Origin of the sequence: Streptomyces specialis (assembly GCF_001493375.1) — a bacterium.
Classification (GTDB): Bacteria; Actinomycetota; Actinomycetes; order Streptomycetales; family Streptomycetaceae; genus Streptomyces; species Streptomyces specialis.
In genome coordinates this window covers 150,853-173,865 of record NZ_LN929757.1, presented here as the reverse complement: position 1 = coordinate 173,865, position 23,013 = coordinate 150,853, and the positions used below count along the sequence as shown (strand labels likewise).

Annotated in this window: 20 protein-coding genes and 1 pseudogene; 6 read left to right on the top strand and 15 right to left on the bottom strand. The window is 73.6% G+C overall.

Annotated elements, in window-relative coordinates; genetic code table 11:
• Positions 1-59: 59 nt before the first annotated feature.
• Positions 60-1,433, bottom strand: a complete 1,374-nt coding sequence (locus tag BN2279_RS02040; protein ID WP_059005949.1) for a class III lanthionine synthetase LanKC N-terminal domain-containing protein — start codon at positions 1,431-1,433, stop codon at positions 60-62.
• A gap of 4 nt (positions 1,434-1,437) precedes the next feature.
• On the bottom strand, positions 1,438-1,614 hold the full coding sequence (locus BN2279_RS29005) for a hypothetical protein (RefSeq protein WP_159037020.1): 177 nt from the start codon (positions 1,612-1,614) through the stop codon (positions 1,438-1,440).
• Positions 1,615-1,809: 195 nt separating this feature from the next.
• Between BN2279_RS29005 and BN2279_RS02035 the strand changes: the two genes are divergently transcribed.
• From BN2279_RS02035 to BN2279_RS02025, 3 genes are all read left to right on the top strand, one after another.
• On the top strand, positions 1,810-3,135 hold the full coding sequence (locus BN2279_RS02035) for a transglycosylase family protein (protein ID WP_059005948.1): 1,326 nt from the start codon (positions 1,810-1,812) through the stop codon (positions 3,133-3,135).
• Positions 3,136-3,384: 249 nt separating this feature from the next.
• A complete protein-coding gene (locus BN2279_RS02030) occupies positions 3,385-4,197 on the top strand; it encodes an SAM-dependent methyltransferase (protein WP_059005947.1) in 813 nt (270 codons plus the stop codon).
• Positions 4,194-6,317 (top strand): putative bifunctional diguanylate cyclase/phosphodiesterase, encoded by a 2,124-nt coding sequence (locus BN2279_RS02025; protein WP_059005946.1) that lies wholly within the window; start codon positions 4,194-4,196, stop codon positions 6,315-6,317. The genes BN2279_RS02030 and BN2279_RS02025 overlap by 4 nt, the downstream gene beginning before the upstream one ends.
• Positions 6,318-6,345: 28 nt before the next feature.
• On the opposite strand, the gene BN2279_RS02020 is transcribed toward BN2279_RS02025, so the two are convergent.
• The gene (locus BN2279_RS02020) at positions 6,346-7,515 is read right to left on the bottom strand and encodes an anhydro-N-acetylmuramic acid kinase (RefSeq protein WP_059005945.1); all 1,170 of its coding nucleotides are present in this window, start codon (positions 7,513-7,515) and stop codon (positions 6,346-6,348) included.
• A gap of 152 nt (positions 7,516-7,667) precedes the next feature.
• Between BN2279_RS02020 and metG the strand changes: the two genes are divergently transcribed.
• Entirely contained in the window at positions 7,668-9,389 is a 1,722-nt protein-coding gene (metG, locus tag BN2279_RS02015) for a methionine--tRNA ligase (RefSeq protein ID WP_059005944.1), read from the top strand.
• A gap of 19 nt (positions 9,390-9,408) precedes the next feature.
• Here metG and BN2279_RS02010 read toward each other — a convergent pair whose 3' ends face one another.
• The 5 genes and pseudogenes from BN2279_RS02010 to BN2279_RS01990 form a co-directional block, all read right to left on the bottom strand.
• Positions 9,409-9,972, bottom strand: coding sequence for a GAF domain-containing protein (locus BN2279_RS02010; protein ID WP_059005943.1), 564 nt, complete (start codon positions 9,970-9,972; stop codon positions 9,409-9,411).
• A gap of 361 nt (positions 9,973-10,333) precedes the next feature.
• A pseudogene (locus tag BN2279_RS31125) lies at positions 10,334-10,885 on the bottom strand (ATP-binding protein); the annotation flags it as partial.
• Between the two features lie 971 nt (positions 10,886-11,856).
• A complete protein-coding gene (locus tag BN2279_RS02000) occupies positions 11,857-12,255 on the bottom strand; it encodes a DUF742 domain-containing protein (protein WP_059005941.1) in 399 nt (132 codons plus the stop codon).
• A complete protein-coding gene (locus BN2279_RS01995) occupies positions 12,231-12,644 on the bottom strand; it encodes a roadblock/LC7 domain-containing protein (protein WP_059005940.1) in 414 nt (137 codons plus the stop codon). The genes BN2279_RS02000 and BN2279_RS01995 overlap by 25 nt, the downstream gene beginning before the upstream one ends.
• A 214-nt stretch (positions 12,645-12,858) precedes the next feature.
• Positions 12,859-13,467 carry a TetR/AcrR family transcriptional regulator gene (locus BN2279_RS01990; protein ID WP_059005939.1) on the bottom strand — a complete coding sequence of 203 codons (609 nt, stop codon included), beginning with the start codon at positions 13,465-13,467 and terminating at the stop codon, positions 12,859-12,861.
• 86 nt (positions 13,468-13,553) lie between these two features.
• Between BN2279_RS01990 and BN2279_RS01985 the strand changes: the two genes are divergently transcribed.
• A complete protein-coding gene (locus BN2279_RS01985) occupies positions 13,554-14,981 on the top strand; it encodes a cytochrome P450 (RefSeq protein WP_104530899.1) in 1,428 nt (475 codons plus the stop codon).
• An 85-nt stretch (positions 14,982-15,066) separates the two neighbouring features.
• Entirely contained in the window at positions 15,067-15,876 is an 810-nt protein-coding gene (locus BN2279_RS01980) for a tyrosine-protein phosphatase (protein ID WP_059005938.1), read from the top strand.
• 46 nt (positions 15,877-15,922) lie between these two features.
• Here BN2279_RS01980 and BN2279_RS01975 read toward each other — a convergent pair whose 3' ends face one another.
• From BN2279_RS01975 to BN2279_RS01945, 7 genes are all read right to left on the bottom strand, one after another.
• Positions 15,923-16,984 (bottom strand): polyprenyl synthetase family protein, encoded by a 1,062-nt coding sequence (locus BN2279_RS01975; protein ID WP_059005937.1) that lies wholly within the window; start codon positions 16,982-16,984, stop codon positions 15,923-15,925.
• A complete protein-coding gene (gene hpnE / locus BN2279_RS01970) occupies positions 16,981-18,411 on the bottom strand; it encodes a hydroxysqualene dehydroxylase HpnE (protein ID WP_059005936.1) in 1,431 nt (476 codons plus the stop codon). Before hpnE ends, BN2279_RS01975 begins: the two co-directional genes overlap by 4 nt.
• Positions 18,408-19,334 (bottom strand): presqualene diphosphate synthase HpnD, encoded by a 927-nt coding sequence (gene hpnD / locus BN2279_RS01965; protein ID WP_059006010.1) that lies wholly within the window; start codon positions 19,332-19,334, stop codon positions 18,408-18,410. Before hpnD ends, hpnE begins: the two co-directional genes overlap by 4 nt.
• Positions 19,335-19,345: 11 nt before the next feature.
• A complete protein-coding gene (gene hpnC / locus BN2279_RS01960; RefSeq protein WP_059005935.1) occupies positions 19,346-20,245 on the bottom strand; it encodes a squalene synthase HpnC in 900 nt (299 codons plus the stop codon).
• A 114-nt stretch (positions 20,246-20,359) separates the two neighbouring features.
• Positions 20,360-21,157 carry an ABC transporter ATP-binding protein gene (locus BN2279_RS01955; RefSeq protein WP_059005934.1) on the bottom strand — a complete coding sequence of 266 codons (798 nt, stop codon included), beginning with the start codon at positions 21,155-21,157 and terminating at the stop codon, positions 20,360-20,362.
• On the bottom strand, positions 21,150-22,064 hold the full coding sequence (locus tag BN2279_RS01950) for an ABC transporter permease (protein WP_059005933.1): 915 nt from the start codon (positions 22,062-22,064) through the stop codon (positions 21,150-21,152). Before BN2279_RS01950 ends, BN2279_RS01955 begins: the two co-directional genes overlap by 8 nt.
• 81 nt (positions 22,065-22,145) lie before the next feature.
• A complete protein-coding gene (locus BN2279_RS01945) occupies positions 22,146-22,991 on the bottom strand; it encodes a glycosyltransferase family 2 protein (RefSeq protein WP_059006009.1) in 846 nt (281 codons plus the stop codon).
• Between the last annotated feature and the right edge of the window lie 22 nt (positions 22,992-23,013).

Sequence of the window (23,013 nt, the reverse complement as noted above, 5' to 3'; positions counted from 1 at the left end):
CCAACATGTATCCGCCATCCTATGTCCCTGCCTGTCTCTCGGCCTCGGAGTTTTGTCTACTAGCCACCCTCCACCGCGCCACCGCCCTCCAGCCCGCCGCCGCCGCCCGCCGTGGCGCGCCCCGCCCCGGCCGCGTCCAGCCCCTGGAGCATGCGCCGCCGCGCCAGCGCCCGGTCCGCGACGCCGCTCAGGGGCAGCATCCCGGTCGCCGCGTAGCCGAGCGTCATGCCCAGCGCGAAGCAGTCGTCGGCCGGGTCCGGCGGCTCGTCGCGGAACTGGCCGGGCGGGGCGAAACCCGGCGTGCCGCCCGGCAGATGGAAGCCGTCGAGGGCGGACAGACCGAAGTCGACGAGGAACGCGCGGTCCGGTCCGAGCACCACGTTGCGCGGCGTGACGTCCCGCATCACGACGCCCCGCTCGTGCAGCGCCGCGACGGTGCCCGCGACCCGGCGCGCGAGCCGGCGCAGGTCTCCCGGCGGCAGCGCGCCGCCGGTGCGCACCCGGTGCAGCAGGTTCAGCGCGCCCACGTCCGAGGTGACGAGGAACTCGTCGGGGCCGTGCGCGAAGTGGTCCACGAACGCGGGCACGCCGGCGACGTCCCGACAGGCGGCCAGCACCCGGCGCTCGTTGCGCAGCCGGGTCCGCGCGTCGCCGCGCCGCCCCTCCCCCACGTGCGCGCGGGCCTGCTTGACCACGACCGGCCGGCCGGTCGCGGTGTCCTCGGCGCGGTAGACGTTGCCCTGCGCGGCCTGGTGGATGCCCCGGGTCGGGCGGTCCCGCCCGCCGGGCAGCGGCGGTCCCCCCCCGCCGACAGATTCGTCAGGTCCGTCAGGCCCGGCTCCGGCTCCGGCTCCGGCGGAGAACGGGTCGGCGGCCCAGGACGGCCGCCGGTACTCCAGGGTCGCCACCGCGTCGAACCACTCCCCGCCGGGGCCCGGGATCCGGATCCCGAGACCGCCCCGCTCCCCCGGCACCCAGTGCGCGACGAACGGGCCGTAGCGGTAGTACACGGGGGCGTCGGCCGCGATCCGGCGGTCGCTGAGCACCCGCGGTCCCTCGTGCCCGCGCGCCAGCGCCGCCAGGGCCAGCCCGAGATCCCGCACCCGCGCCGCCTCCGGATAGACGGTGACGGCCTTGCCCACGGCGGCCGGGGACTCCTGCCCGCTGTTGACGCGGGCCAGCGCCGCCTCCGAGCGGGCCAGCTTGAAGTGGCACCGCTCCCGGAGCAGGCGCGGCAGCAGCAGCGCGGCCAGCGCGGGGAACGTCCCGGCGCGCGAGGAGACGTGCAGCTTCCAGCCGTGTCCCGCCAGCGGCACCCCGTCCGGCACGACGGTGACCCAGGTCGGCCCGGTGTGCGCGGACACCGCGCGCGCGGCGGCCGGAACCGAGGCCGCCGCGCGCCGGAGCAGCTCTCCGGCGTCCCAGCCCGTCACGGGCTCAGGAGAAGAAGCTGTTCCCCGTGGCGAGGCAGTTGGCCGTGGAGCCGGTGCACACGCAACTGATGGGGCAGCGGTCGGCCGCGTGGGCGGCCTGCTCGATGGTGTCGAAGGGGACGCGGGGCTCGACGACGAACTCTCCGGCCCGGCGCGGAACGAGATCCGACAAGGCTTCCATCCGTGGCTCCCTGGGTGCGATTCCTGGCGAGCGCATCGACCGTAACACCGGGCGCCGACCGCGCCAATGGCGCCTTGCCCACGCTCCCTTGCCGTGCGGTTACCCGGCCCCTATCTTTGATCCGCCGTACAACTCCCGTGATCACGAGATCATCTGACGGGGCATGGAGCAGACGGCTCGGGGAGGGAACCGCCCATGACCGCACGTGGACGACACCGCCGCTACCGGCCGAGTGCCGTGTCCCGCGCCTCGCTCACCGTCACCGCGAGCGGTGCCGGACTCGCGCTGCCGCTGATCAGCGCCTCCGGCGCGAGCGCCGCCTCCGTGGACACCTGGGAAGAAGTCGCCCAGTGCGAGAGCGGCGGCCAGTGGGACATCAACACCGGCAACGGCTTCTACGGCGGCCTCCAGTTCGTGCAGAGCACGTGGGAGGCGTACGGCGGCACCGAGTACGCCCCGCGCGCCGACCTCGCGACGCGTGACCAGCAGATCGCCGTCGCCGAGAAGGTGCTGGAGGGCCAGGGTCCCGACGCGTGGCCCACCTGCTCGGACGTCGCCGGCCTGACCCGCGACGGGGTCACCCCCGACGTGTCACCCGGGACCGCGCCCGCGGCGGCCCAGGCGGCACCGGCCGCCGCACCGGCCGCGACCGAGACCCTTACCCGCCCGCAGGCACCGGCCGCCGACAGCGGCGACCTGTACGAGGTGGTCAGCGGGGACACGCTGTTCGGCATCGCCCAGTCGAACGGCGTGGGCGGCGGCTGGCAGTCCCTGTACGAGCTGAACCGGGCCACGGTCGGCTCCGACCCGAACCTGATCTTCCCCGGCCAGCGCCTCGCCCTGGACGACCAGGCCGCCCCCGACTCCGCGTCCCCCGAAGAGCCCGCCGAGCCCGCGGAAGCGGAGGCCGAGGCGTCGGACGAGGAGCGGGAGCAGGAGCAACGGGAGCAGGAGGAGCGCGAACAGCGCGAACAGGAGGAGCGCGAGGAGCAGGAGCGCGCCGAGGCCGAGCAGCGGGAACGCGAGCAGGCCGAGGCGGAAGCGGCCGAAGCCGAGGCCCAGGCCGCGGCGGAGGCCGAGCGGGCGGAGGCGGAACGCGAGGCGCAGTCCCAGCAGACCGCCTACACCGCCCCGGTCAGCGCGGGCGTCGGCACGGCCTACCACGCCACCGGCAGCTCCTGGTCCCTGGGCTACCACACCGGCGTCGACTTCCCGGTCGCCACCGGCACCTCGGTGAAGTCCGTGACCGACGGCCAGGTCGTCTCGGCCGGCTGGTCGGACTCCTTCGGGTACGAGGTGATCGTCAAGCACGCCGACGGGATGTACAGCGAGTACGCCCACCTCTCGGCCATCTCCGTCTCCGAGGGCCAGCCCGTCGTCAGCGGCCAGCAGCTCGGCCGCTCCGGCTCCACGGGCAACTCCTCCGGCCCGCACCTGCATTTCGAGGTCCGCACCGGGGAGTCGTTCGGCACGGACGTCGACCCGCTGGCCTACCTCCGGCAGAACGGCGTCTCGCTCTGACCGGCGCGCGCCGCTCTTCGTGAAACCGGTTCCCGGGGAACGGTTCCCCGGGAACCGGTCGCCGTCGATCCGGCCAGGATCTGGCCTGATGTGGGCGGGATTCCCGCCGACCTATCGGGACAGATACCCAGGTAATCCCCCAGCGGGGGGATGTTGATCCGGCGTTTCCTTCCCTCAACCGCCGCGGAGTCAGTACTCTCGTCCCTCGGGGGCCAATTCGCGCATATGCAGGGGACATTGGAGGCGTCGATGGAGCGACCGGCATGGGCGCCGCCGGGCATGGATCTGTCCGTCCCGAGTGTTTCCCGCATGTACGACTACTACTTGGGCGGTTCCCACAATTTCGAGGCGGACCGCGTGGCCGCCCGCAGGGCCATGGACGCCTTCCCGGGGATTCCCAAGATCGCCCAGGCGAATCGTGCCTTCATGCGCCGCGCGGTGCGTTACGCCATTTCCGAAGGCGTCACCCAGTTCCTCGACATCGGCTCCGGCATCCCCACCTTCGGCAATGTCCACGAGGTGGCGGGCGCGGCGAGCGACGCCGCCCGTGTGGTGTATGTCGACAACGACCCGGTGGCCGTCGCGCACGGCCGGGCGGTGCTGGACGGTGACGACCGGGCGGAGATCCTGCACGGCGACTTCCTCGACCCGCTGCCGATCGTGAAGAGCGACCCCGTCCACCGGCTCCTCGACCTCGACCGGCCGGTGGCCCTGATGCTGGTGGCGCTCCTCCACTTCTTCGGGGACGGCGACGAGCCTCGGGAGAAGGTCGCCACGCTGCGGGACGCGCTGCCCGCGGGCAGCCTGCTGATCCTCAGCCACGCCTCCATGGACCACGCCCCGGCCACCCGCGAGCAGGGCGCCGAGCTGGAGCGGATCTACCGGGACGGCGGCGCCACCTTCGCGATGCGCTCGGGCGAGGAGATCGCCCGCTTCTTCGACGGCTTCCCGCTCGTCGCGCCCGGCCTGGTCCCGATGCCGGACTGGCGGCCGGAGAGCCCGTCCGACCAGGAGGATCCGAACGTGTACGCCGGCTACGCGGGAGTAGGACGCAAAGCGTGAGACCCTCGCCATCCCCCGACGGCCTGCGGCGTTTCGCCACCCTGTGGTGCCGTGCCGTGTATCCGGCCACCGCCACGTCGATGACGAGGCCGCAGTTCGAGGCGCTCCTGCTGGATCTGGCCGGCCGCCTCTCCGACGCCCTGCACGCGCCGCGCTTCGACCCGGCCCCGGGCCGGGCGGTCGGCAAGGCCCTCGTCGCCGCCCACTGCACCGCGCCGGAGGCGCTCCCGGGTGTCCTCGGCGTCATCGACTCCTATCTGCTGCTGTACTGCGCGGACCCGGACCGGCTGAGCCCGGAGGAGGGCCGCAGCCGCTGCGCCCGCCTCCAGCACGCCGTCTCCGCCGGCTTCGCCGGGGCCCTCCAGGAGCGGACCCGCACCGAGCAGGAGGCGGTCTCGCGCGCCGCGCTCACCGCCCAGGCGGAGATCGCCAAGGCGCTGCACGAGAGCGAGACGCGGTTCCGCGCCGTGTTCAAGGACGCCCCGCTCGGCATAGGGATCGCCGACATGGACGGCACGATCCTCGACGTCAACGACGCGCTCGCCGAGATGTTCGGCGGCTCCGAGCAGGATGTCCGCAGCCGCAACGTCCTGAGCTGGACGCACCCCGAGGACTCCCCCGAGGTGTGGCGGATGCAGCGCGAGCTGATGCGCGGCGAACGCGAGCACTACCAGGTGGAGAAGCCCTACCACCGCACCGACGGCACCGTGCTGTGGACCAACCTCACCGTCTCGCTGCTGCGCGACGCCGAGGGCAGGCCGCGGTACATGCTGGCGATGCTGGAGGACGTCTCCGAGCGGCGCCTGCTGAACCTGCGGCTGCGCTACCAGGCCACCCACGACGCCCTGACCGACCTGCCCAACCGCTCCCTGTTCTTCGAGCGGCTGGAGCAGACCCTCGCCCCCGGCTCGGGCCCGGCCCGGATCGGGCTGTGCTACCTGGATCTCGACGGTTTCAAGGCGGTCAACGACAGCCTCGGCCACGCCGTCGGCGACCAGCTCCTGATCGCCGTGGCCGAACGGCTCCAGGCGTGCGTCTCAGGACCCGGGCAGATGCTGGCCCGCATCGGCGGCGACGAGTTCGTCGCCCTGGTCATCGACCCGCCGTCGTCCCAGGCCGTCGTCGAGGTCGCCGAGCACGCGCTGGAGGCGCTGGCGACCCCCGTGGAGGTGGGCGGCCGGGAGCTGCTGGTCAGGGCCAGCATCGGCATCGTGGAGGGCGCCACCCGGCACCTGACCTCGGCCGAGGTGCTGCGCAGCGCCGACATCACCATGTACCGGGCGAAGGCGGAGGGCGGCAACCGGTACGCGGTGGCCGACCCGGACTCCGACGCCCGCGCGATCAGCCGGCACCACCTCACCCACCACCTGCCGGCCGCGCTGAAGGGCGCGGAGTTCTTCATCGAGTACCAGCCGCTGGTCAAGATGGAGGACGGCAGCCTGGAGGGCGCCGAGGCGCTGGTGCGCTGGAGCCACCCCCGGCACGGCGTGCTCGGCCCGGACCGTTTCATCCCGCTCGCCGAGCACACCGGGCTGATCGTGCCGCTGGGCCGCTGGGTGCTCCAGGAGGCCGTGCGCCAGGCGTGCCAGTGGCAGGTGCGCGGCATAGGGGGCACGCGGGCCCTGAAGGTGAACGTCAACCTGTCCCCCCGCCAGCTCCACCACCCGGAGCTGGTCGAGGACACGGTCGCGGTGCTGGAGGAGGCCGGGCTGCCACCGAGTTCGCTCTGCCTGGAGGTCACCGAGACGGCGATGATCAGCGCCGACGAGAACGAGCTGCGCCCGTTGCGCGAGCTGGCCGAGCTGGGGGTGGGCATCGCGCTGGACGACTTCGGCACCGGGTACTCCAACCTGGCGAACCTGCGCCGGCTGCCCGCGACGACGCTGAAGCTGGACCGCTCCTTCACCCAGGGGCTCCAGCGGGATCCGGCCGACCCGGTCGATCTGAAGATCGTCGAGGGGATCGTCTCGCTCGCCCACACGCTCCAGCTCTCGGTGACGGTCGAGGGCGTGGAGACCTCAGCGCAGGCCGAGCAGCTCAGGGAGCTGGGCTGCGACTCGGCGCAGGGCTGGTACTACGCCAAGCCGGGCCCGCCGGAACGGCTGCCGGAGGCGGTCTGACCCGGCCCGTTCGGCGGCGCGAGCGGTCTCACGGCGCGATCCGCAGCGCGCGCGGCGGCCGGGTCTCGGGTTCCGGCAGCCGCAACGGACCGGCGCCCGGGGTGAGCGAGCCCAGGACGGCGGGACCGCTCGCACCGGTCGCCGACGGCACGTTCCCGGCGAGGCCGTGCACGGTGAGGAAGCCGAGCAGCGCGAACAGGTACGCCTCCTTGGCCTGCGCGGGCAGGCCGAACTCCTCGACGGGCACGATCGGCACCGGCGCGGCCAGGGCCCCGATGCGGCCCATGAGGACCGGGTTGCGCACGCCGCCGCCCGAGACGACCAGGCGGTCCGGCCGGTGCGCGCGGCAGGCGGCGGCCACCAGTTCGGCGGTCAGCTCGGTGACGGTGGCCACCACGTCGTCGGCGGGCGGCGCCGGGGGGGGGAGGCGCTCCCGCAGGGAGGCGGCGGGGAACAGCTCCTTGCCGGTGGTCCTCGGCGGCGGCAGCCGGTAGTACGGCTCGGCCAGCAGGCGGGCGAGCAGCTCCCGGTCGACCGTGCCGCGTGCCGCCCGGGCGCCGCCGGTGTCCATGCGCGCGGCGCCCCCGGTGGCGTCGGCGACGGCGGCGTCGATGAGCGCGTTGCCGGGGCCCAGGTCGTAGGCGACGATCCGGCCGTCCGCGTCGCGGGCGGTGATGTTGGCGATGCCGCCGAGGTTCAGCGCCGCGCCCGCCGGGGCGCCGCCGCCGCCGAGCAGCAGCAGCGCGTCGAGCAGGGCGGCGAGCGGCGCGCCCTGGCCGCCCCGGGCGATGTCCCGGGTGCGCAGGTCGGACACGACCGGCAGCCCGGTGGCCTCCGCGATCCAGGCGGCGGAGCCGAGCTGGAGGGTGCCCAGGGCGTGGGCGCCGTCCACCCAGTGGTAGACGGTCTGGCCGTGGGAGACCACGAGGTCCGCCGTGCCGCCCGCCAGGGCGGCGTCGGCGCGGGCGGCGACCTCCCCGAAGAACCGGCCCAGCGCGGTGTCCAGCCGGCACACGTCCGCGAGCGTGACGGTGGCCGGCGGCAGGCAGCGCGCCAGATCCGCGCGGAGCGCGGCGGGGAACGGCTCGGTGTGCAGACCGCGCGGACGCAGCACGATCTCGCCGCCCATCTCCGGGCCCGAGAACGTCAGTTCGGCGAGCGCGGCGTCCACCGCGTCGTGCGAGGTACCGCTCAGCATCCCGATCACCCGCCACGGCCGGACGGGCGAAAACCGCGTGGGAGCGCTGGTCGGCGGCTCGGTAGGATGAGTGAAGTCCATTTCGGCGATCCGTCACGGTCGGTGACGTCTTTCACCCCGCTATCTCTACTCAACCATTGGAGCATCCGAGGATGGCCCGACACCTCATCACCAGTGCGCTGCCCTATATCAACGGGATCAAGCACCTGGGGAACATGGTGGGCTCGATGCTCCCCGCCGACGTGTACGCGCGGTATCTGCGGCAGCGCGGCCACGAGGTGCTCTACATCTGCGCGACCGACGAGCACGGCACGCCCGCCGAGCTGGCCGCCAAGGCGGCCGGTCTGCCGGTGGCCGAGTTCTGCGCCCGGCAGCACGACGCCCAGAAGGCGGTGTACGACGCCTTCGGCCTGCGTTTCGACTTCTTCGGCCGCACGTCCTCCGCGCAGAACGTCGAGATCACCCAGCACTTCGCCCGCCGCCTGAAGGAGAACGGGTTCATCGAGGAGCGCTCGACCCGCCAGGTGTACTCGCTGGCGGACGGCCGGTTCCTCCCCGACCGCTACATCGTGGGCACCTGCCCCTACTGCGGGTACGAGGCGGCCCGCGGCGACCAGTGCGAGAACTGCACGCGGGTCCTCGACCCGACCGACCTGCTCCAGCCGCGCTCCGCGGTCAGCGGCAGCACGGAGCTGGAGGTGCGGGAGACGAAGCACCTGTTCCTCCTCCAGTCGAAGCTGGAGCGCGAGGTCGAGGCGTTCGTCGACGAAAACGGCAAGGAGTGGCCGACGCTGGCGTCGTCCATCGCCCGCAAGTGGCTGACCGAGGGCCTGCACGACCGCGCGATCACCCGTGACCTGGAGTGGGGCGTGCCCGTCCCGGCCGACGCGTGGCCCGAGCTGGCGGCCGAGGGCAAGGTCTTCTACGTCTGGTTCGACGCGCCGATCGGTTACATCGGCGCGACCAAGGAGTGGGCGGACGCGGCCGGTGAGGGCGAGGAGCGCGACTGGCGCTCGTGGTGGTACGAGGCGGACGACTCCGTGCGGTACACCGAGTTCATGGCCAAGGACAACGTGCCGTTCCACACGGTGATGTTCCCCGCCACCCAGCTCGGCACCCGGGAGCCGTGGAAGAAGGTCGACTTCGTCAAGGCGTTCAACTGGCTGACGTACTACGGCGGGAAGTTCTCCACCTCGCAGAACCGCGGCATCTTCGCGGACGCCGCCCTGGAGGTCCTGCCCGCCGACTATTGGCGGTACTTCCTGATGGCGGGGGCGCCCGAGTCGGACGACGCGTCGTTCTCGTGGGAGCTGTTCGCGTCGGTGGTCAACAAGGACCTCGCGGACACCCTGGGGAACTTCGTGAACCGGGTGCTGTCGTTCTCCCGCAAGCGGTTCGGTGACGCGGTGCCGGCCGGGCACGCGGCGGGCGACGCGGAGCGGCGGCTCGGCGAGGAGGGCGCGCGGCTGCTGGCGGAGTACGAGGAGCACCTGGAGGCGCTCCAGTTCCGCAAGGCGGCCTTCGCGCTGCGCGCCCTGTGGAGCGCGGGGAACTCCTACCTGGAGGAGAAGGCTCCCTGGCAGGAGATCAAGAGCGACCAGGAGGCCGCCGCGCTGACGCTGCGCACGGCGATGAACCTCATCCAGCTCTACGCGGTGGTCTCCGAGCCGATCATCCCGTTCACGGCGGAGGCGCTGCGGTCGGTGTTCGCGCTGGAGCGGCCGGTGGGGCGCTGGGTCGCGCCCGGGGAGGCGCGGGCGCTGGACGCGGTGCCGGCGGGGACGCCGTTCACCGTTCCGCCGGTGCTCTTCGCCAAGATCACGGAGGACGACCTCGCCGCCTACCGGGAGCGGTTCGGCGGCCAGGAGGAGTGACCTTCGCCGGTCCGCCGTCTCAGTCCGCGCCGCCGGCTCCCGGTGGCGCGGCGGCGAGGATCCGGCCGGTCAGCTCGGCCGCCGCGGCCTTGATGGTCTCCAGGCCCCGCCTGCCCCAGGGCCGCGGCATCCGGTCGAACACGCTGATCGTGCCCAGCGCCATGCCCGACGGGTCGAGGAGCGGGGCGCCGAGGTACGAGCGGACGCCGTGCTCCTGCACGGCGGGGTTGCCGGCGAACCGCGGGTAGTCCCGCACGTCGTCCAGCACCAGCGCCTTGCCGCGCACCACCACGTACGCGCAGAACCCGTGGTCCCTGGCCATCGCCCGGGGCCGCTGCTCGCCGTCCGGGCCGTGGAGCCCGCGGAGGAACTGGCGGTGCGCGTCGAGGAACGTCACCGCCGCCCACGGCGACCCGGCCGCGCCGGCCAGGGCGCGCGCCGCCGCGTCGAACGCGGGGACGGGCTCGGTGCCGAGGCCGATGCCGAGTTCGCTCAGGCGCCTGATCCGGCACGGCACATGCGGGTCCTCGGGGGTGAGCGCTTTTAAACAACTGACGCTGCCGGCGGAGGGGGTTGGGAACACCGTGGATGAAAGGGTCGGCAGGCGGTGGTGTAAGTTTGGTGGGAAAGACCCGGGCGTACCCGGGGAATACAATATCCGCTTCGGCGGCGGCGGCAGATGTGTGTAGGAGACAGGCCAGCAGGCCGGGGTCCGGCGCCTCGGGGCACGGCTCGGCCGGGGCGCCGTCGGCCGGGTGGGGCACCAGGTGCTCCCGGCGCCTGCGGCGCGGCAGCGGCGGCCGGGGCTCCTCCGGGGGATCGGGCGGCGCCCCGGTGGCCAGGCCGGGGGTGAGGCGGCCCGCGACCTCGTCGCCGAGCAGTTCGTGCGGCAGGACGGCCACGGCCTGCACGCCGCCGTAGATGTTGCTCTGCAACTGGACGACGATGTCGTGCCGCCGGGCGAGGGTGGAGACGACGAACAGCCCGACCCGGCCCGCGTCCAGCAGTTCGGTGACGTCGAGGCGCTCGGTGCCGGAGAGCACGGCGTTCATCCGGCGCTGCTCGTCGGCGGTCATGCCGAGCCCGCGGTCCTCGACCTCGACCGCGAGTCCGGCCGCCACCCACTGGGTGCGCAGCAGGACCTGGGTCCGCGGCGCGGAGAACTCGGTCGCGTTCTCCACGAGTTCGGCCAGCAGGTGCACGACGTCGGCGACGGCGTGGCCGCGTACGGTGCCCTCGATGGGGGGCACCAGCCGGACCCGCGCGTAGTGCTCGACCTCCGCGACGCAGGAACGCAGCACCTCGGAGACGCAGACCGGGCGGCTCCACTGGCGGCGGGAGACCGCGCCGCCGAGGACGGCGAGGTTCTCGGCGTGGCGCCGGACACGGGTGGCCAGGTGGTCGAGGTGGAACAGGCCCTTCAGCAGTTCGGGGTCCTCGACCTCGGCCTCCAGCTCGTCGAGGTACTCGATCTGCCGGTGGACGAAGGACTGCATGCGGCGGGCGAGGTGCACGAAGACCTCGACCCGCTCGTCGCCGCCGCCCGCCGCGGTCGCCCGGGCGGCGGCCTGGAAGACGGCCGACTCGGCGGCGTGCCGGGCCGACGCGATCTCGCAGCGGAGCCGGTCGAGGGGATCCTCGCCGGAGACGGGCGGCGGGGGTCCGTCCGGTGGCCGGACGCGTTCGCCGCGCTCGACCTTGGCGAGCAGCGCCTGGAGTTCGACGCGCCCCTGGGCGGCCTGTCTGCGCAGCGCGGCGAGCCGGGCGGCGAGCGCCCGGCCGCGGGCGGCGGCGACGGAGGCGGCGACGGCGAGCACCGCGGCGGTGAGGCAGGCGGCTCCGGCCAGGACGCCCCACAGGAGCCCGTCGCCGCGGTGCGTGCCGGAGCGCCGCTCGTCGCCCAGGACGTACGCCACGGTGGTGGCGGCGATGACGGCGACCAGCGCGGCGGGGACCACCGCGAGCCGCGGCAGGTGGTGCCAGGAGCCGCACGCCCCGCCCGCCGGCCCGCCCGCGGCAGCCCGGCCGTCGCGGAAGGGGCGCGCCCGGGGGCGGAGCTGTTGTGGCCTCGCTGTCCTCATCAGGCGGGTCCCATCAGGCGGGCCAAGTTGTGCGTAAGGCAACGCTATGGGTCAACAGGGAGGCGAACAGGCATAGTTCCGGCATTCGCCACCCTTCGCCACCTCCCAATGAGTGAATGAGCGCCGGGAAACTCCGGCCACGGCCCGTCGGCTTGACCTGCGGCAGGGCATGCGCCGGGGGCGGTCCGGCGGGGGGGGGACTGGCTCTTATACACCTCTGGCGCTGCCGGCGGAGGGGGGGGGGGGGGGCGGGGGGGGGGGGGGGGCCGTCGCTAACGACACATCAGTCCCGGATCATGCGGCCGTACGCCGCATATGTCATGGTCAGCATGGTGCGCTCCTTCGCTGGCTGGGACCGGAGGCGGGAAAGGGGGCGGGGCGGGGCGTCAGAGCCGTTCGCGCAGCCCGTGGAGGATCGCCTCCAGCAGGGCGCGTTCGCTCCGGGCGCCGCGCGCCGGGGCGGGCGCGTCGACCGTCACGGCGCCGCAGGCGAGCAGGTCGGACAGGAGGACCATGGTGACCGTGGCCGGGAGCCGTACCCGGGCGGCGATCTCGGCCACCGAGACCGGCCGCCGGCACAGGCCGAGCACCAGGTCGTGGTCGGGTCCCGCCTGGCGGCGGATCCCGCGCCCGGTGGCCTTCACCCGGGTCAGCGGGTCCAGCCGGGCGGCGGGCCGGGTCCGGCCGCCGCTGGCGGTGTAGGGGCGGGTCAGGCGGCCCGCCTCGTCGTCGATGAGGAGGTCGTCCGGGGCGGGGTCGGTCACGCGTCCCACCGTTCCGCGCATCGGCGGGGCGGCGCGGCCAGGACCGGCCGCACGCTCCTGATGAGCAGGGTCATCTCGTGTCCCAGCAGGGCGGCGTCCGTCTCCCGGCCGGCGAGCACCGCCAGGCAGGCGCCCTGGCCGGTGGCGGAGACGAACAGCAGGGCGTTCTCCAGCTCGACGGCGACCTGGCGCGCGGCCCCGCAGTCGGGGAGGCGGCGGCCGGCGGCGCCGGCGAGGGCGTGGAGGCCGGAGGCCACGGCGGCCAGATGTTCGGCGGTGTCGGCCTGAAGGCCGTGGGCGGCCCGCAGCAGGCCGTCGACGGACAGCAGGCAGGCGCCGCGGGCGTGCGGAACCCGTTCCACCAGGCGGGTCAGCAGCCAGGACACATCGGTCGGCAGCCCGGTCGGCATATCGCTCACCCTGGCTCCTATACACTATACCCATCTCCCCGCCCACGAGACCGGCAGAAATCTCGTATGGCCTCCTCCGCTTGAACAGAAAGAAAGTCCGTTGGATCGTAAGCACGCGCGTCGAGCGCGGGAGGTGCAGGTGCCCGGTCGGGGGGCGGGGGCAGATGTGGATAAGGGCCGGGGGGTGGAAGGCGGTGCGGAAGGGGGGTGGCGCTCAGCCGCCGACGGCGCCCAGGAGAGCGCGGGCGCACAGGTCACGGACGTCGTCGCGGGTCAGCCGGCGGGTCTCCAGCCAGTCCAGGCAGACGGTGGTGACGAACGACAGCCAGCCGCGCACGGCCAGCCGCAGGGCGTCGGGGCGCGGGCACGGGACGTGCTCCAGGGCGGCGACGATGCGGGCGGCCTGGGCGTCGAGCAGTTCCTGGTAGATGGCGCGGATCTCGGGGTCGCCGGTGGCCATGGCGCGGTGGAAGGCGCGGTAGCCCTGGGAGTGCTCCTCGGCGAAGAGGAGGTAGACGTCGAGGCCGGCCATGAGCCGCTGGTCCGTGGGGAGGCCGGGGTCGGCGTCGGTCATGGCGAGGATGCGCTCGCCCTCGCGCCGGACGACGGCGAGGAAGAAGTCCCGCTTGGTGGGGAAATAGTGATACAGCAGGCCGCGGGAGACGTTGGCCAGCTCGGCGACCTGCTCGATCCAGACTTCCTCGTAGGGGCGCTCGGCGAACAACTGAACGCCCACCCGCAACAGTTGCTCCCGCCGCCGCTCGGTGTCCAGCCGGGTGCGGGCCCGTCCGGCACCCGGTTGTCGCACGGCCTTCTCGGTCACCCCGACAGACTACTTGACACCGGTCCGGCGAGAGCTGAAGGTTCTGTTGAATCGAGTTCAATAACCCGGTCCGAGGGGGAAGCACCGTGACGGCGACCGCGACCACCACCACCACGAACGTGTCCTGGCCGGGGATCGCCGAGATCCCCCACCCCCGCCGCCGGGTTCCGTTCCTGGGCGACATCCTGGCCACCTCCCCCAAGCGGCCGGTGCAGGGCTCGATGCGGCTGGCCGCCGAGCTGGGCCCGATCTTCCACCGGAACATCTTCGGCCAGCAGATCGTCTTCGTCTCCGGCGCCGATCTGGTCGCCGAGCTGGTGGACGAGTCGCGGTTCGCCAAACGCGTGGTCCTGGGGGTCAGGGCCCTGCGCTCGGTCGGCGGCGACGGCCTGTTCACGGCGCACAACGAGGAGCCGAACTGGCAGCGGGCCCACGACATCCTCGCCCCCGCGTTCACCCAGGAGTCGATGCGGCGGTACCACCCGACGATGCTGGAGATGGCCGCGCGGCTGACGGAGGTCTGGGACTCCCGGGCGGACGCCGGGACGCCCGTGGACGTGTCGGGCGACATGACCAAGCTGACGTTGGAGACGATCGGGAACACCGGGTTCGGCTACGACTTCGGGTCGTTCGAGCGCGACGAGCCGCATCCGTTCGTCACGGCGATGGTCGGCGCCCTGAGCACCGCGCAGCAGCGGGTGGTGACGGCTCCGGTGATCGGCCGGTTCCAGGCCCGCCGCGCCGACCGGCGGAACGCCGCGTACACCGGGTACATGGCGTCGGTGGTGGACGAGATCATCCGGGAACGGGTCTCCGCCGGCGACACCCGCACCGACGACCTGCTGGGCCTGATGCTGAACACGGCCCAGCCCGGCACGGGCCACCGCCTGGACGTGGCGAACATCCGCAACCAGGTCATCACCTTCCTCGTCGCGGGCCACGAGACGACCTCCGGCGCCCTGTCGTTCGCCCTGTACTACCTGGCCAAGCACCCGGAGCTGATGGCCCGGGCGCGCGAGGAGGTGGAGCGGGTCTGGGGCGAGGCCGAGGTCCCGGCGTACGAGCAGGTCAGCAAGTTGCGGTACGTGCGCCGGGTGCTGGACGAGTCCCTGCGGCTGTGGCCGACCGCGCCGGGCTTCGTCCGCGCCGCCCGCCAGGACACGCTGCTGGGCGGGCGGTACCCGATGCCCGCGGGCGCCTGGGCCCTGGTGCTGATCCCGGTGCTGCACCGGGACCCGTCCGTGTGGGGCGACGACGCCGAGCGCTTCGACCCCGACCGTTTCCTGCCGGAACGGGTCAGGGCCCGGCCGGGCCACGTCTTCAAGCCGTTCGGCACCGGGGAGCGGGCGTGCATCGGCCGGCAGTTCGCGCTGCACGAGGCGACGCTGGTGCTCGGCACGCTGCTGCGCCGCTACGACCTGCACGACCACGCCGACTACCGGCTGAAGGTCGTCGAGCGCCTCACCCTGATGCCCGAGGGATTCACTCTGACGCTCACCCGCCGTCACCGGTGAAACGTTGCGTGGTATGGCCGCACTGTTACAACGAGGCTTGTCGTATGGTCAGCCTGGAAGCCTGGCCGCTACGGAGGGAGAGCCCGTGACGCAGCAGCAGTCTGCCGAGACAGTGCTGACGGGAGTGCGCAATTTCCGCGACGTGGGCGGCCTGCCCACCGTGGACGGACGGCGGGTCGCGCACGGCCGGCTGTACCGCAGCGGTCACCTGGCCCGTGCCACGGAGGCCGACCAGGCGTTCCTGTCCTCGCTCGGGCTGCACACGGTCTTCGACTTCCGCAACTCGGCCGACCAGGCGCTGGAGGGGCAGGACGTCGCCCTGCCGGGCGTGCGCAACGTGAACCTGCCGCTGACCGATCCGGCCGACGGCGGCGAGTTCTGGGCGCTGGTCCGCGACGGGAGCCTGACCGAGCTGCGCGCCGCGCTGGACGACGGGCAGGCCGCCGGGCGGATGGTCGACTCGTACCGCTGGATGATCCGGAACAAGCCCGCCGAGCACGGCCGGGTGATCCGCGCGCTGGCCGACGGCTCCGTGCCCGTGCTGATGCACTGCTCGGCCGGCAAGGACCGGGCCGGGCTGACCGTCGCGGTGACGCTGCTCGCGCTGGGGGTGGAACGCGAGTCCATCGCCGCCGACTACCTGAAGTCCAACGCGCCGCACCGCCGGTACCTGGTACGGCGCGGCGCGGCCACGGAGGGCGGCGGCACCGTGCTGTCCGCCGAGGTGGCCGAGCTGCTCGCCCCGCTGTTCGACGCCCGCGCCGAGTACCTCCAGGCGGCGTTCGACGAGATCGACGCGGCCTGGGGCGGCACCGAGCGCTACCTGACCGAGGGCCTCGGCCTCACCGCCGCCGACCGCGAACGGCTGCGCGGGCGGCTGCTCACCGACGGCTGATCCGGCCCCGGGACACCGGGGCGCGGGACACCGGCCCGGGAGCCGGTCACTTCTGCCGGACGACGACGAAGTCGCCCAGCGCGAGCAGCCGCTCCCGGACGGCGTCGGGCATCGCGACCCCGTGCAGCGCAGCGACGGCCGCGTCGTACTGCCGCCGCGCCTCCGCCGCGGTCCACTCGCGCCCGCCCGCCTCCTCGATCAGCGCGGCCCTGACGGCGAACTCCGCCTCGTCGAAGTCGTCGAACTCCTGCTGGCTCTTCTTCGCGTCGGCCGTCATCAGCGCGGTCAGCCGCTCCGCGGCGGGTCCCTGGGCGGTCAGCGCGGCGACGACCGGCAGCGACTTCTTCCGCTGCCGCAGATCGCTCCAGGTCAGCTTGCCGGTGCTGCGCGGGTCGCCCCAGATGCCCAGCAGGTCGTCCACGGCCTGGAAGGCGAGACCCAGGTGGTGGCCGAACAGCTCCAGGGTGTCGGCCAGCCGCTCGTCCGCCCCGCCCAGCACGGCGCCGATGGACGCGGCGCAGGCGAGCAGCGCCCCGGTCTTGTTGCCCTCCATCTCCAGGCACTCGGCGACGCTGACCCGCTCGCGGTGCTCGAAGGCGATGTCCTGGGCCTGGCCGTCCACGAGCTTGCGGCTGGCGGCGGCCAGCCGCCGCGCGGCGCGGGCGGCCTCGGTCGTGCCGTCCTCCAGGATGACCTCGTTGGCCAGCGCGAAGAGCGCGTCGCCCACGAGGATGGCCTGCGCGGCGCCGTGCACCTTCCACACGGTGTCCCGGTGGCGGCGCTGCTCGTCGCCGTCCATGAGGTCGTCGTGGAGCAGCGAGAAGTTGTGCACCAGCTCGACCGCGACGGCACCGGGGATGCCGGTCTCCGGCGCGGCCCCGGCCGCCTCGGCGGACAGCAGGGCGAGCGCCGGGCGCACCGCCTTGCCGCTGTCGCTGTCCGAGGGGCGGCCCTCGGCGTCGATCCAGCCGAAGTGGTAGGCGGCGACGGTGTTCATGGGCGGGGCCAGGCGGCCGACCGCGGCGCGCAGCGCCGGTGCGACCAGGGCCCGCGCCCGTTCCAGCAGTGCCGGTACGGCGGCGCCGCTCAGTGGCTGTGCCGGGTTCACACACTCTCCTCGTGTCGGTCGTCGCTGCGGGTCGGGGCCGACCCGCCGCCGGCCACCGCGCGGGCCGCGGCCAGGCCGCTGCGCACCGCCCCCTCCATCGTCGCGGGCCACCCGGTGGCGGTCCACGCGCCGGCCAGGGTCAGCCCCGGGGCGCGGGTGACCGCCCCCGGCCGCAGCCGGCCGACGCCGGGCGCGGGGGCGAACGTCGCGGCCCGTTCGCGGGTGACGAAGAAGTCCAGGACCCGCGCCCCGGCCACGGGCGGCAGCAGCCGGGCCAGTTCGGGCAGGTACCGCTTGCGCAGCACGTCCGCCGGGAGCTGGATCTCCTCCCCCGCCGCCGACTGGGACAGCACCAGGTACTGGGCACGGGCGCCGCCGGGCAGGCCGGAGAGACCGGAGGAGGTGGTGCGGTCGAAGACCCACTGGACGGGGCTGTTGACGGCCGCGAAGAACGGGCGGCGCAGCACCTTCCGGTCCAGGACGACGTGCACGTTGAGGATGGGCGCGGTGCCGATGCGCGGCAGCCGGCCGGGGTGGTCCAGCGCGCCCTCCGGCAGCAGCCGGGGCGCCGGGCCCGGCGGCGCGGCCGGGGCGGCGGCGGCGGCGGTCAGCTCGTGCCGGTCCCGCCCGCCCCGGGCGGCCAGGGCGACCCGCCAGCCGCCGCCGGGGGCGCGGCGCGGGCGGCCGGCCCTGGTGGCGAGGAGCGTGGTCACCCCCGCCCGGTCGAGGGCGGCGCGGGCGAGGGTGTCGTGCAGGTCGCCGAGCGGCACCCGGGGGACGCCGATGTCGGCCGCGCCGGGTTCGGTGAGCAGCCCGGTGCGGAAGATCATGGCGGCCAGCGCGAGGGAGACGTCCCCGGCGCGGGCGTTGAGGGTGGCGACTCCGATCAGGTCCCACAACGCCTCGACGGCGCGGTCGGTCTGGCCCTGGCGCCGCAGCCAGCCCGCGAAGTCCTGCCCGTCCAGCGCGGGGTCGTCGGGGTCGAGGCGGCGCAGGGCGAACGTGGCGCGCGCGGCGGAGACGCGTTCGCCCGGCGAGAGGTGGGGGTAGCGGGCGAGCGAGGCGCCCAGGTGCAGCGGCACGGGCAGCGCGGTGCGGCGGATGCGGCCCAGCCGCCCGGTGCCCGGGTCGAGCACCGGGACATCGAGACGGGTCTGGAGCGGCGCCAGCGAGGTGCCGCCGATCCGGTCGAGGAAGCCGCGGTAGGCGGTGCAGCAGCGCAGGTAGACGTGCTGCCCGTTGTCGACGCGCAGCGCGCCGACGGGCGAGTCGCGGCGGAAGGAGAACGCGAGGCCGCCGAGCCGGGGCCGGGTCTCGACCAGGGTGACGCGGTGCCCCCGGTCGGCCAGGTCCAGGGCGGCGGGGACACCGGCCAGCCCGCCGCCGACGACCACGACGGCCCGCGCCGGGCCGGGCGCGGTGCTCATGTCCCCGCCCGCCGGGCGGCCGGGCGGGCGTCGACGCCGGTCAGGCCGCGGGCCGCGACCAGCGCCTTCCGGGCGGCGGGCAGGGTGACCCGGCCGCGCAGCACGGCGGACGGGTCGCGGGCGATGCGGTCCAGCAGCCCGTGGTAGATCCCGGCCATGGCGGCGACGCAGGAGGCGGAGCGGCGGTCGAGGAGCGGCAGCAGCCGGAAGCCCTCCGCGAACAGCTCCCGCGCGCGCACGACCTCGAACCGGACCAGCCCGGCGAAGTCGGCCTCGGGGCCCGGGGCGAGCAGGTCGGGCCCGGCGCAGGCGAACTTCCGCAGGTCCTCGGCGGGCAGGTAGGTGCGGCCGTTGTCGGCGTCCTCGCGGATGTCGCGCAGGATGTTGGTGAGTTGCAGGGCGAGCCCGAGGGTGTCGGCGTACTCGGCGGCGCGGTCCGCGTCGGGCGCGCCGGGCCGGACGCCGAAGACGCCGAGCGAGATGCGGCCGATGGTGCCCGCGACGCGGCGGCAGTACAGGCGCAGGTCCTCCCACGTCTCGTAGGTCGTGCCGCGCACGTCCATCAGCACGCCGTCGATCAGCTCGTCCAGGGCGTCCAGCGGGAGGGGGTACGCGCCGGCCGCGTGGGCGAGGGCGACCGCGACGGGGTCGGTGTCGTCCTCGGTGACGGCTCCGGCGCGGACCCGGTCCAGCAGCGCGCGGGCCCCGGCCAGCCGTTCCCGCTTGACGTCCGTGTCCAGGCCGCCGTCGCCGATGTCGTCCACGCGCCGGGAGAACGCGTACACGGCCGTCAGCGCGAGCACCTTGCCGGACGGCAGCAGGCGCACACCGTAGCTGAAGTTCCTGGAGTTCAGGGCGGCGACGGTCTCGCAGTAGCGGTACGCGGCGGCGACGGGGGGCGGCAGCGGGGGGCTCTTGGTCACGGGCTTGCTGCTCACGATCCTTTTAGCAGGGTGGTCGCCGCCGCGTACAGCAGTCCGCCCCTGGTCGCCCTGGGCGGCCCTGCCAGCACGTCGTATCCGGCGTCGGCGATGGCCTGGGCCGCCGCCCTGCCGCCGCCGACGAACCCGGCCAGCAGCAGCCTCAGCCGCCCGGGGGCGTCGCCGAGCAGCGGCGCGCCCTCGTCCAGCAGCCTACGTGCCCGATCGGTCAGGTGTGCCACCAGGGTGCGCACGGAGGCGTTGGCGGTGGGGGCCGCCAGGTCGGCCTCGGTGACGCGGAAGCGGCGCATGGCGTCGGCCGGGAGGTAGATCCGGCCCGCGGCGAGGTCCTCGGCGACGTCCTGGAGGTGCTCGATGATCTGGAGGGCGGTGCACACGGCGTCGGAGCGGCCGACGGCGGCGGGGCTCGCGGTGCCGGTGATGGCGAGGACGAGCCGGCCGACGGGGTTGGCGGACAGCTCGCAGTAGCCGAGGAGCTCCTCGAAGGTGGCGTACCGGTGGACCCGCTGGTCGAGGCGGTTGGCCTCGATGAGGGCGAGGAACGGGTCGGGGGTGAGCCCGGCGCGGCGCACCGTGGGGACCAGGCCGCGCAGCAGCGGGTGGTACGGATCCGCCCGGGTGTCGAAGACGCGCCGCAGGTCGGTCTCCAGCGCGTCGAGCAGGGCGAGCCGGTCGCCGGCGCGGGCGGCGTCGAGGCCGAGCAGGGCGGCGTCGGCGCCGCCGGGCGGCAGGTCGCCGTCGCCGATGTCGTCGACCAGCCGGGCGAAGCCGTAGACGGCCATGAGGTCGTCCCGCCAGGCGCGGGGCAGGAAGCGGGGCGCGACCGGGAAGTTCTCGTGCGCGGCCTTCGCCAGCACCGCGTCCGCGGGGCGGTCCCCGGCTGCGCTCAGCACGTGCGGCCCACCCTCACCATTGCCGTCATGTTCGTATTTTTACCTAATGATCAGATGGGCGCCGCCCCGGACACGCGGTTCGGGGCGGTGGGGTACGGCCGGACCGGCGGTCGCCTACTTGCCGGTCTCCTCCTCGTACGCCTTCAGCACCTGATCGGTGGGGCCGTCCATGACCAGCTCCCCCTTCTCCAGCCACAGCACCCGGTCACAGGTGTCCCGGATCGACTTGTTGTTGTGGCTGACCAGGAAGACCGTGCCGGCCTCGGCGCGCATCTCGCGGATGCGCTCCTCCGAACGCCGCTGGAACTTCTTGTCGCCGGTGGCGAGCGCCTCGTCGATCATCAGCACGTCGTGGTCCTTGGCGGCGGCGATCGCGAACCGGAGCCTGGCCTGCATGCCCGAGGAGTAGGTCCGCATCGGGAGGCTGATGAAGTCGTCCTTCTCGTTGATCCCGGAGAACTCCACGATGCCGTTGTAGCGCTGCCGGACCTGCTCGCGGGTCATGCCCATCGCGAGTCCGCCGAGGATCACGTTGCGCTCGCCGGTCAGGTCGTTCATCAGCGCGGCGTTCACGCCCAGCAGCGAGGGCTGGCCGTCGGTGTAGACCCGGCCGCGCTCGGCGGGCAGCAGCCCGGCGATGGCCCGCAGCAGCGTCGACTTGCCCGAGCCGTTGGTGCCGATCAGGCCGATGGCCTCGCCCCGGTAGGCGACGAAGCTGACGCCGCGCACGGCGTGCACCTCGCGGACCCGGGCGCTCGGCTCGCGGCGCACGATGCGGCGCAGCGCGGCCGTCGCACTGCCCCGGCCACCCCCGCCGTAGACGCGGTAGACGATGTGCAGATCGTCGGCGATGACGGTCGGGACCCGGCCGTCGTCCGCCACCAGCCCGGTGGCGTTCTCCTTGTCAGCCACGGCCGTACCGCTCCTCCGCCTGCCAGAAGTACACGAAGCCGCCGACCCCGACGACCAGCGCCCAGCCGATGGCCAGCAGCCAGGTGTTGGCCGGAATCGAGTCGTGATAGGGGCCGCTCATGAGGGAGAACCGCATGAGGTCCATGTAGACCGCGGCCGGATTGGCCTCCAGGATATCCGCCACCCAGCCCGGCCACTTCGCGGTCGACTCGACCGTGTAGCGCAGGGGGAACATGACGCCCGAGGCGTACATCCAGGTCCGCAGAACGAACGGCATGAGCTGCACAAGGTCCGGGGTGTGGCTGCCCCACCGCGCGAAGAGCATGGCGAGCCCGGCGTTGAAGACGAACTGGAGCACCAGCGCGGGGATCACCAGGAGCCACGTCCACGACGGCCAGTGCCGGAACCCGAGCATCACGGCGACCAGGATGACCATCGCGAAGAGAAGCTGCTGGAGTTGCTGGAGCGAGAAGGAGATCGGCAGCGAGGCGCGCGGGAAGTGCAGTGCCCGCACCAGACCCAGGTTGCCCGAGATGGACTTCACCCCGGCGAGCACCGACGCCTGGGTGAAGGTGAAGACGAAGACCCCGGTCACCAGGAACGGGATGTATTCGTCGTCGCCCATTTCACCGCGCCCGCCCAGCAACCGCCCGAAGATCAGGTAGTAGACCAGGGCGTTGAGCAGCGGCGTGAAGACCTGCCACAACTGCCCCAGTTTCGCCTGGCTGTACTGCGCGGTAAGTTTCGCCTGGGAGAAGGCGACTATGAAATACCGGCGCCCCCACAACTGCCGCACGTAGTCCAGCAGCGACGGGCGCGCACCGCTGACGGACAGTCCGTACTGCGCCGCCAGTTCGGCCGGCGACACCTCACGGGTGGGCGCACTTTCGTGCGTGGTCTCACTCACCTTGGAAAATCGTCCTCACAGGGCACAGGCTGGAAGAAGCCGCGATCGGGCGGCTTCAGGATGGTCTCAGACCCGAGCTTGTCAGATGACGGGAGGTCGTCCCAGCCGGGTCAGGCGCCATACCGTACGCCAACGCATGGGCCTGCGTGGACCGCACGCGGTGCGCCAGCCCTCGGCGAACCCCTTGAACCACGCCTTCAGCGCGGGCAGCGGCGGCCGGCGCAGCAGGGTGAGCAGCAGCCACACCGACAGGTACGCGGGGACCAGCGGCAGCGGCAGGTTGCGGCGGGCCAGCCAGACCCGGTTCCTGGCGATCATGCGGTAGTACACGGCGTGCCGGGACGGCGAGGTGGCGGGATGGAGCAGGAGCAGATCGGCGCGATAGTGGATGTTCCAGCCCGCGTCCAGGGCCCGCCACGCCAGATCCGTCTCCTCGTGGGCGTAGAAGAAGTCGTCCGGCAGCCCGCCGACCTCCTGGAAGACCCGGGTCCGCACGGCGCTCGCGCCGCCGAGGAACGTGGTGACCGGGGAGGACCGCATCGGGTCCGAGGCCCGGAGCCGGGGCACGTGGCGCCGCTGCGTGACCCCGCTGTCGGGGTCCGCGATGCGGAAGCTGACGATGCCGAGCCGGGGGTCGGCGTCGAACGCCGAGCGAATCAATTCGGCCGTACCTTTGTCCGGAAGCAGACCGTCGTCGTCCAGAAACAGCAGTACGTCGACGTCACGGCCGCCCGGGCCGAACGCCTCGATGCCCACATTCCGGCCACCGGGAACGCCGAGGTTCTCCGGCAGCTCCAGACTGCGCACGCCCTTCGGGAGGCCCCCCAGCTCGGCGCCGTTGCCGACCACCACCACCTCGACCGGCTCGCCCTCCTGCGCGGCCACCGAGTCCAGCAGCGCACCCAGATCCTCGGGACGGTCGCCCATCGTGAGGACGACCGCGCCGAGT

Coding starts and splice junctions, on each gene's coding strand:
- BN2279_RS29005 (WP_159037020.1), bottom strand. CDS start 1,614: ATGGAAGCCTTGTCGGATCTCGTTCCGCGCCGGGCCGGAGAGTTCGTC.
- BN2279_RS02035 (WP_059005948.1), top strand. CDS start 1,810: ATGACCGCACGTGGACGACACCGCCGCTACCGGCCGAGTGCCGTGTCC.
- BN2279_RS02030 (WP_059005947.1), top strand. CDS start 3,385: ATGGAGCGACCGGCATGGGCGCCGCCGGGCATGGATCTGTCCGTCCCG.
- BN2279_RS02020 (WP_059005945.1), bottom strand. CDS start 7,515: ATGCTGAGCGGTACCTCGCACGACGCGGTGGACGCCGCGCTCGCCGAA.
- metG (WP_059005944.1), top strand. CDS start 7,668: ATGGCCCGACACCTCATCACCAGTGCGCTGCCCTATATCAACGGGATC.
- BN2279_RS02000 (WP_059005941.1), bottom strand. CDS start 12,255: ATGCGCGGAACGGTGGGACGCGTGACCGACCCCGCCCCGGACGACCTC.
- BN2279_RS01995 (WP_059005940.1), bottom strand. CDS start 12,644: ATGCCGACCGGGCTGCCGACCGATGTGTCCTGGCTGCTGACCCGCCTG.
- hpnE (WP_059005936.1), bottom strand. CDS start 18,411: ATGAGCACCGCGCCCGGCCCGGCGCGGGCCGTCGTGGTCGTCGGCGGC.
- BN2279_RS01945 (WP_059006009.1), bottom strand. CDS start 22,991: ATGGGCGACCGTCCCGAGGATCTGGGTGCGCTGCTGGACTCGGTGGCC.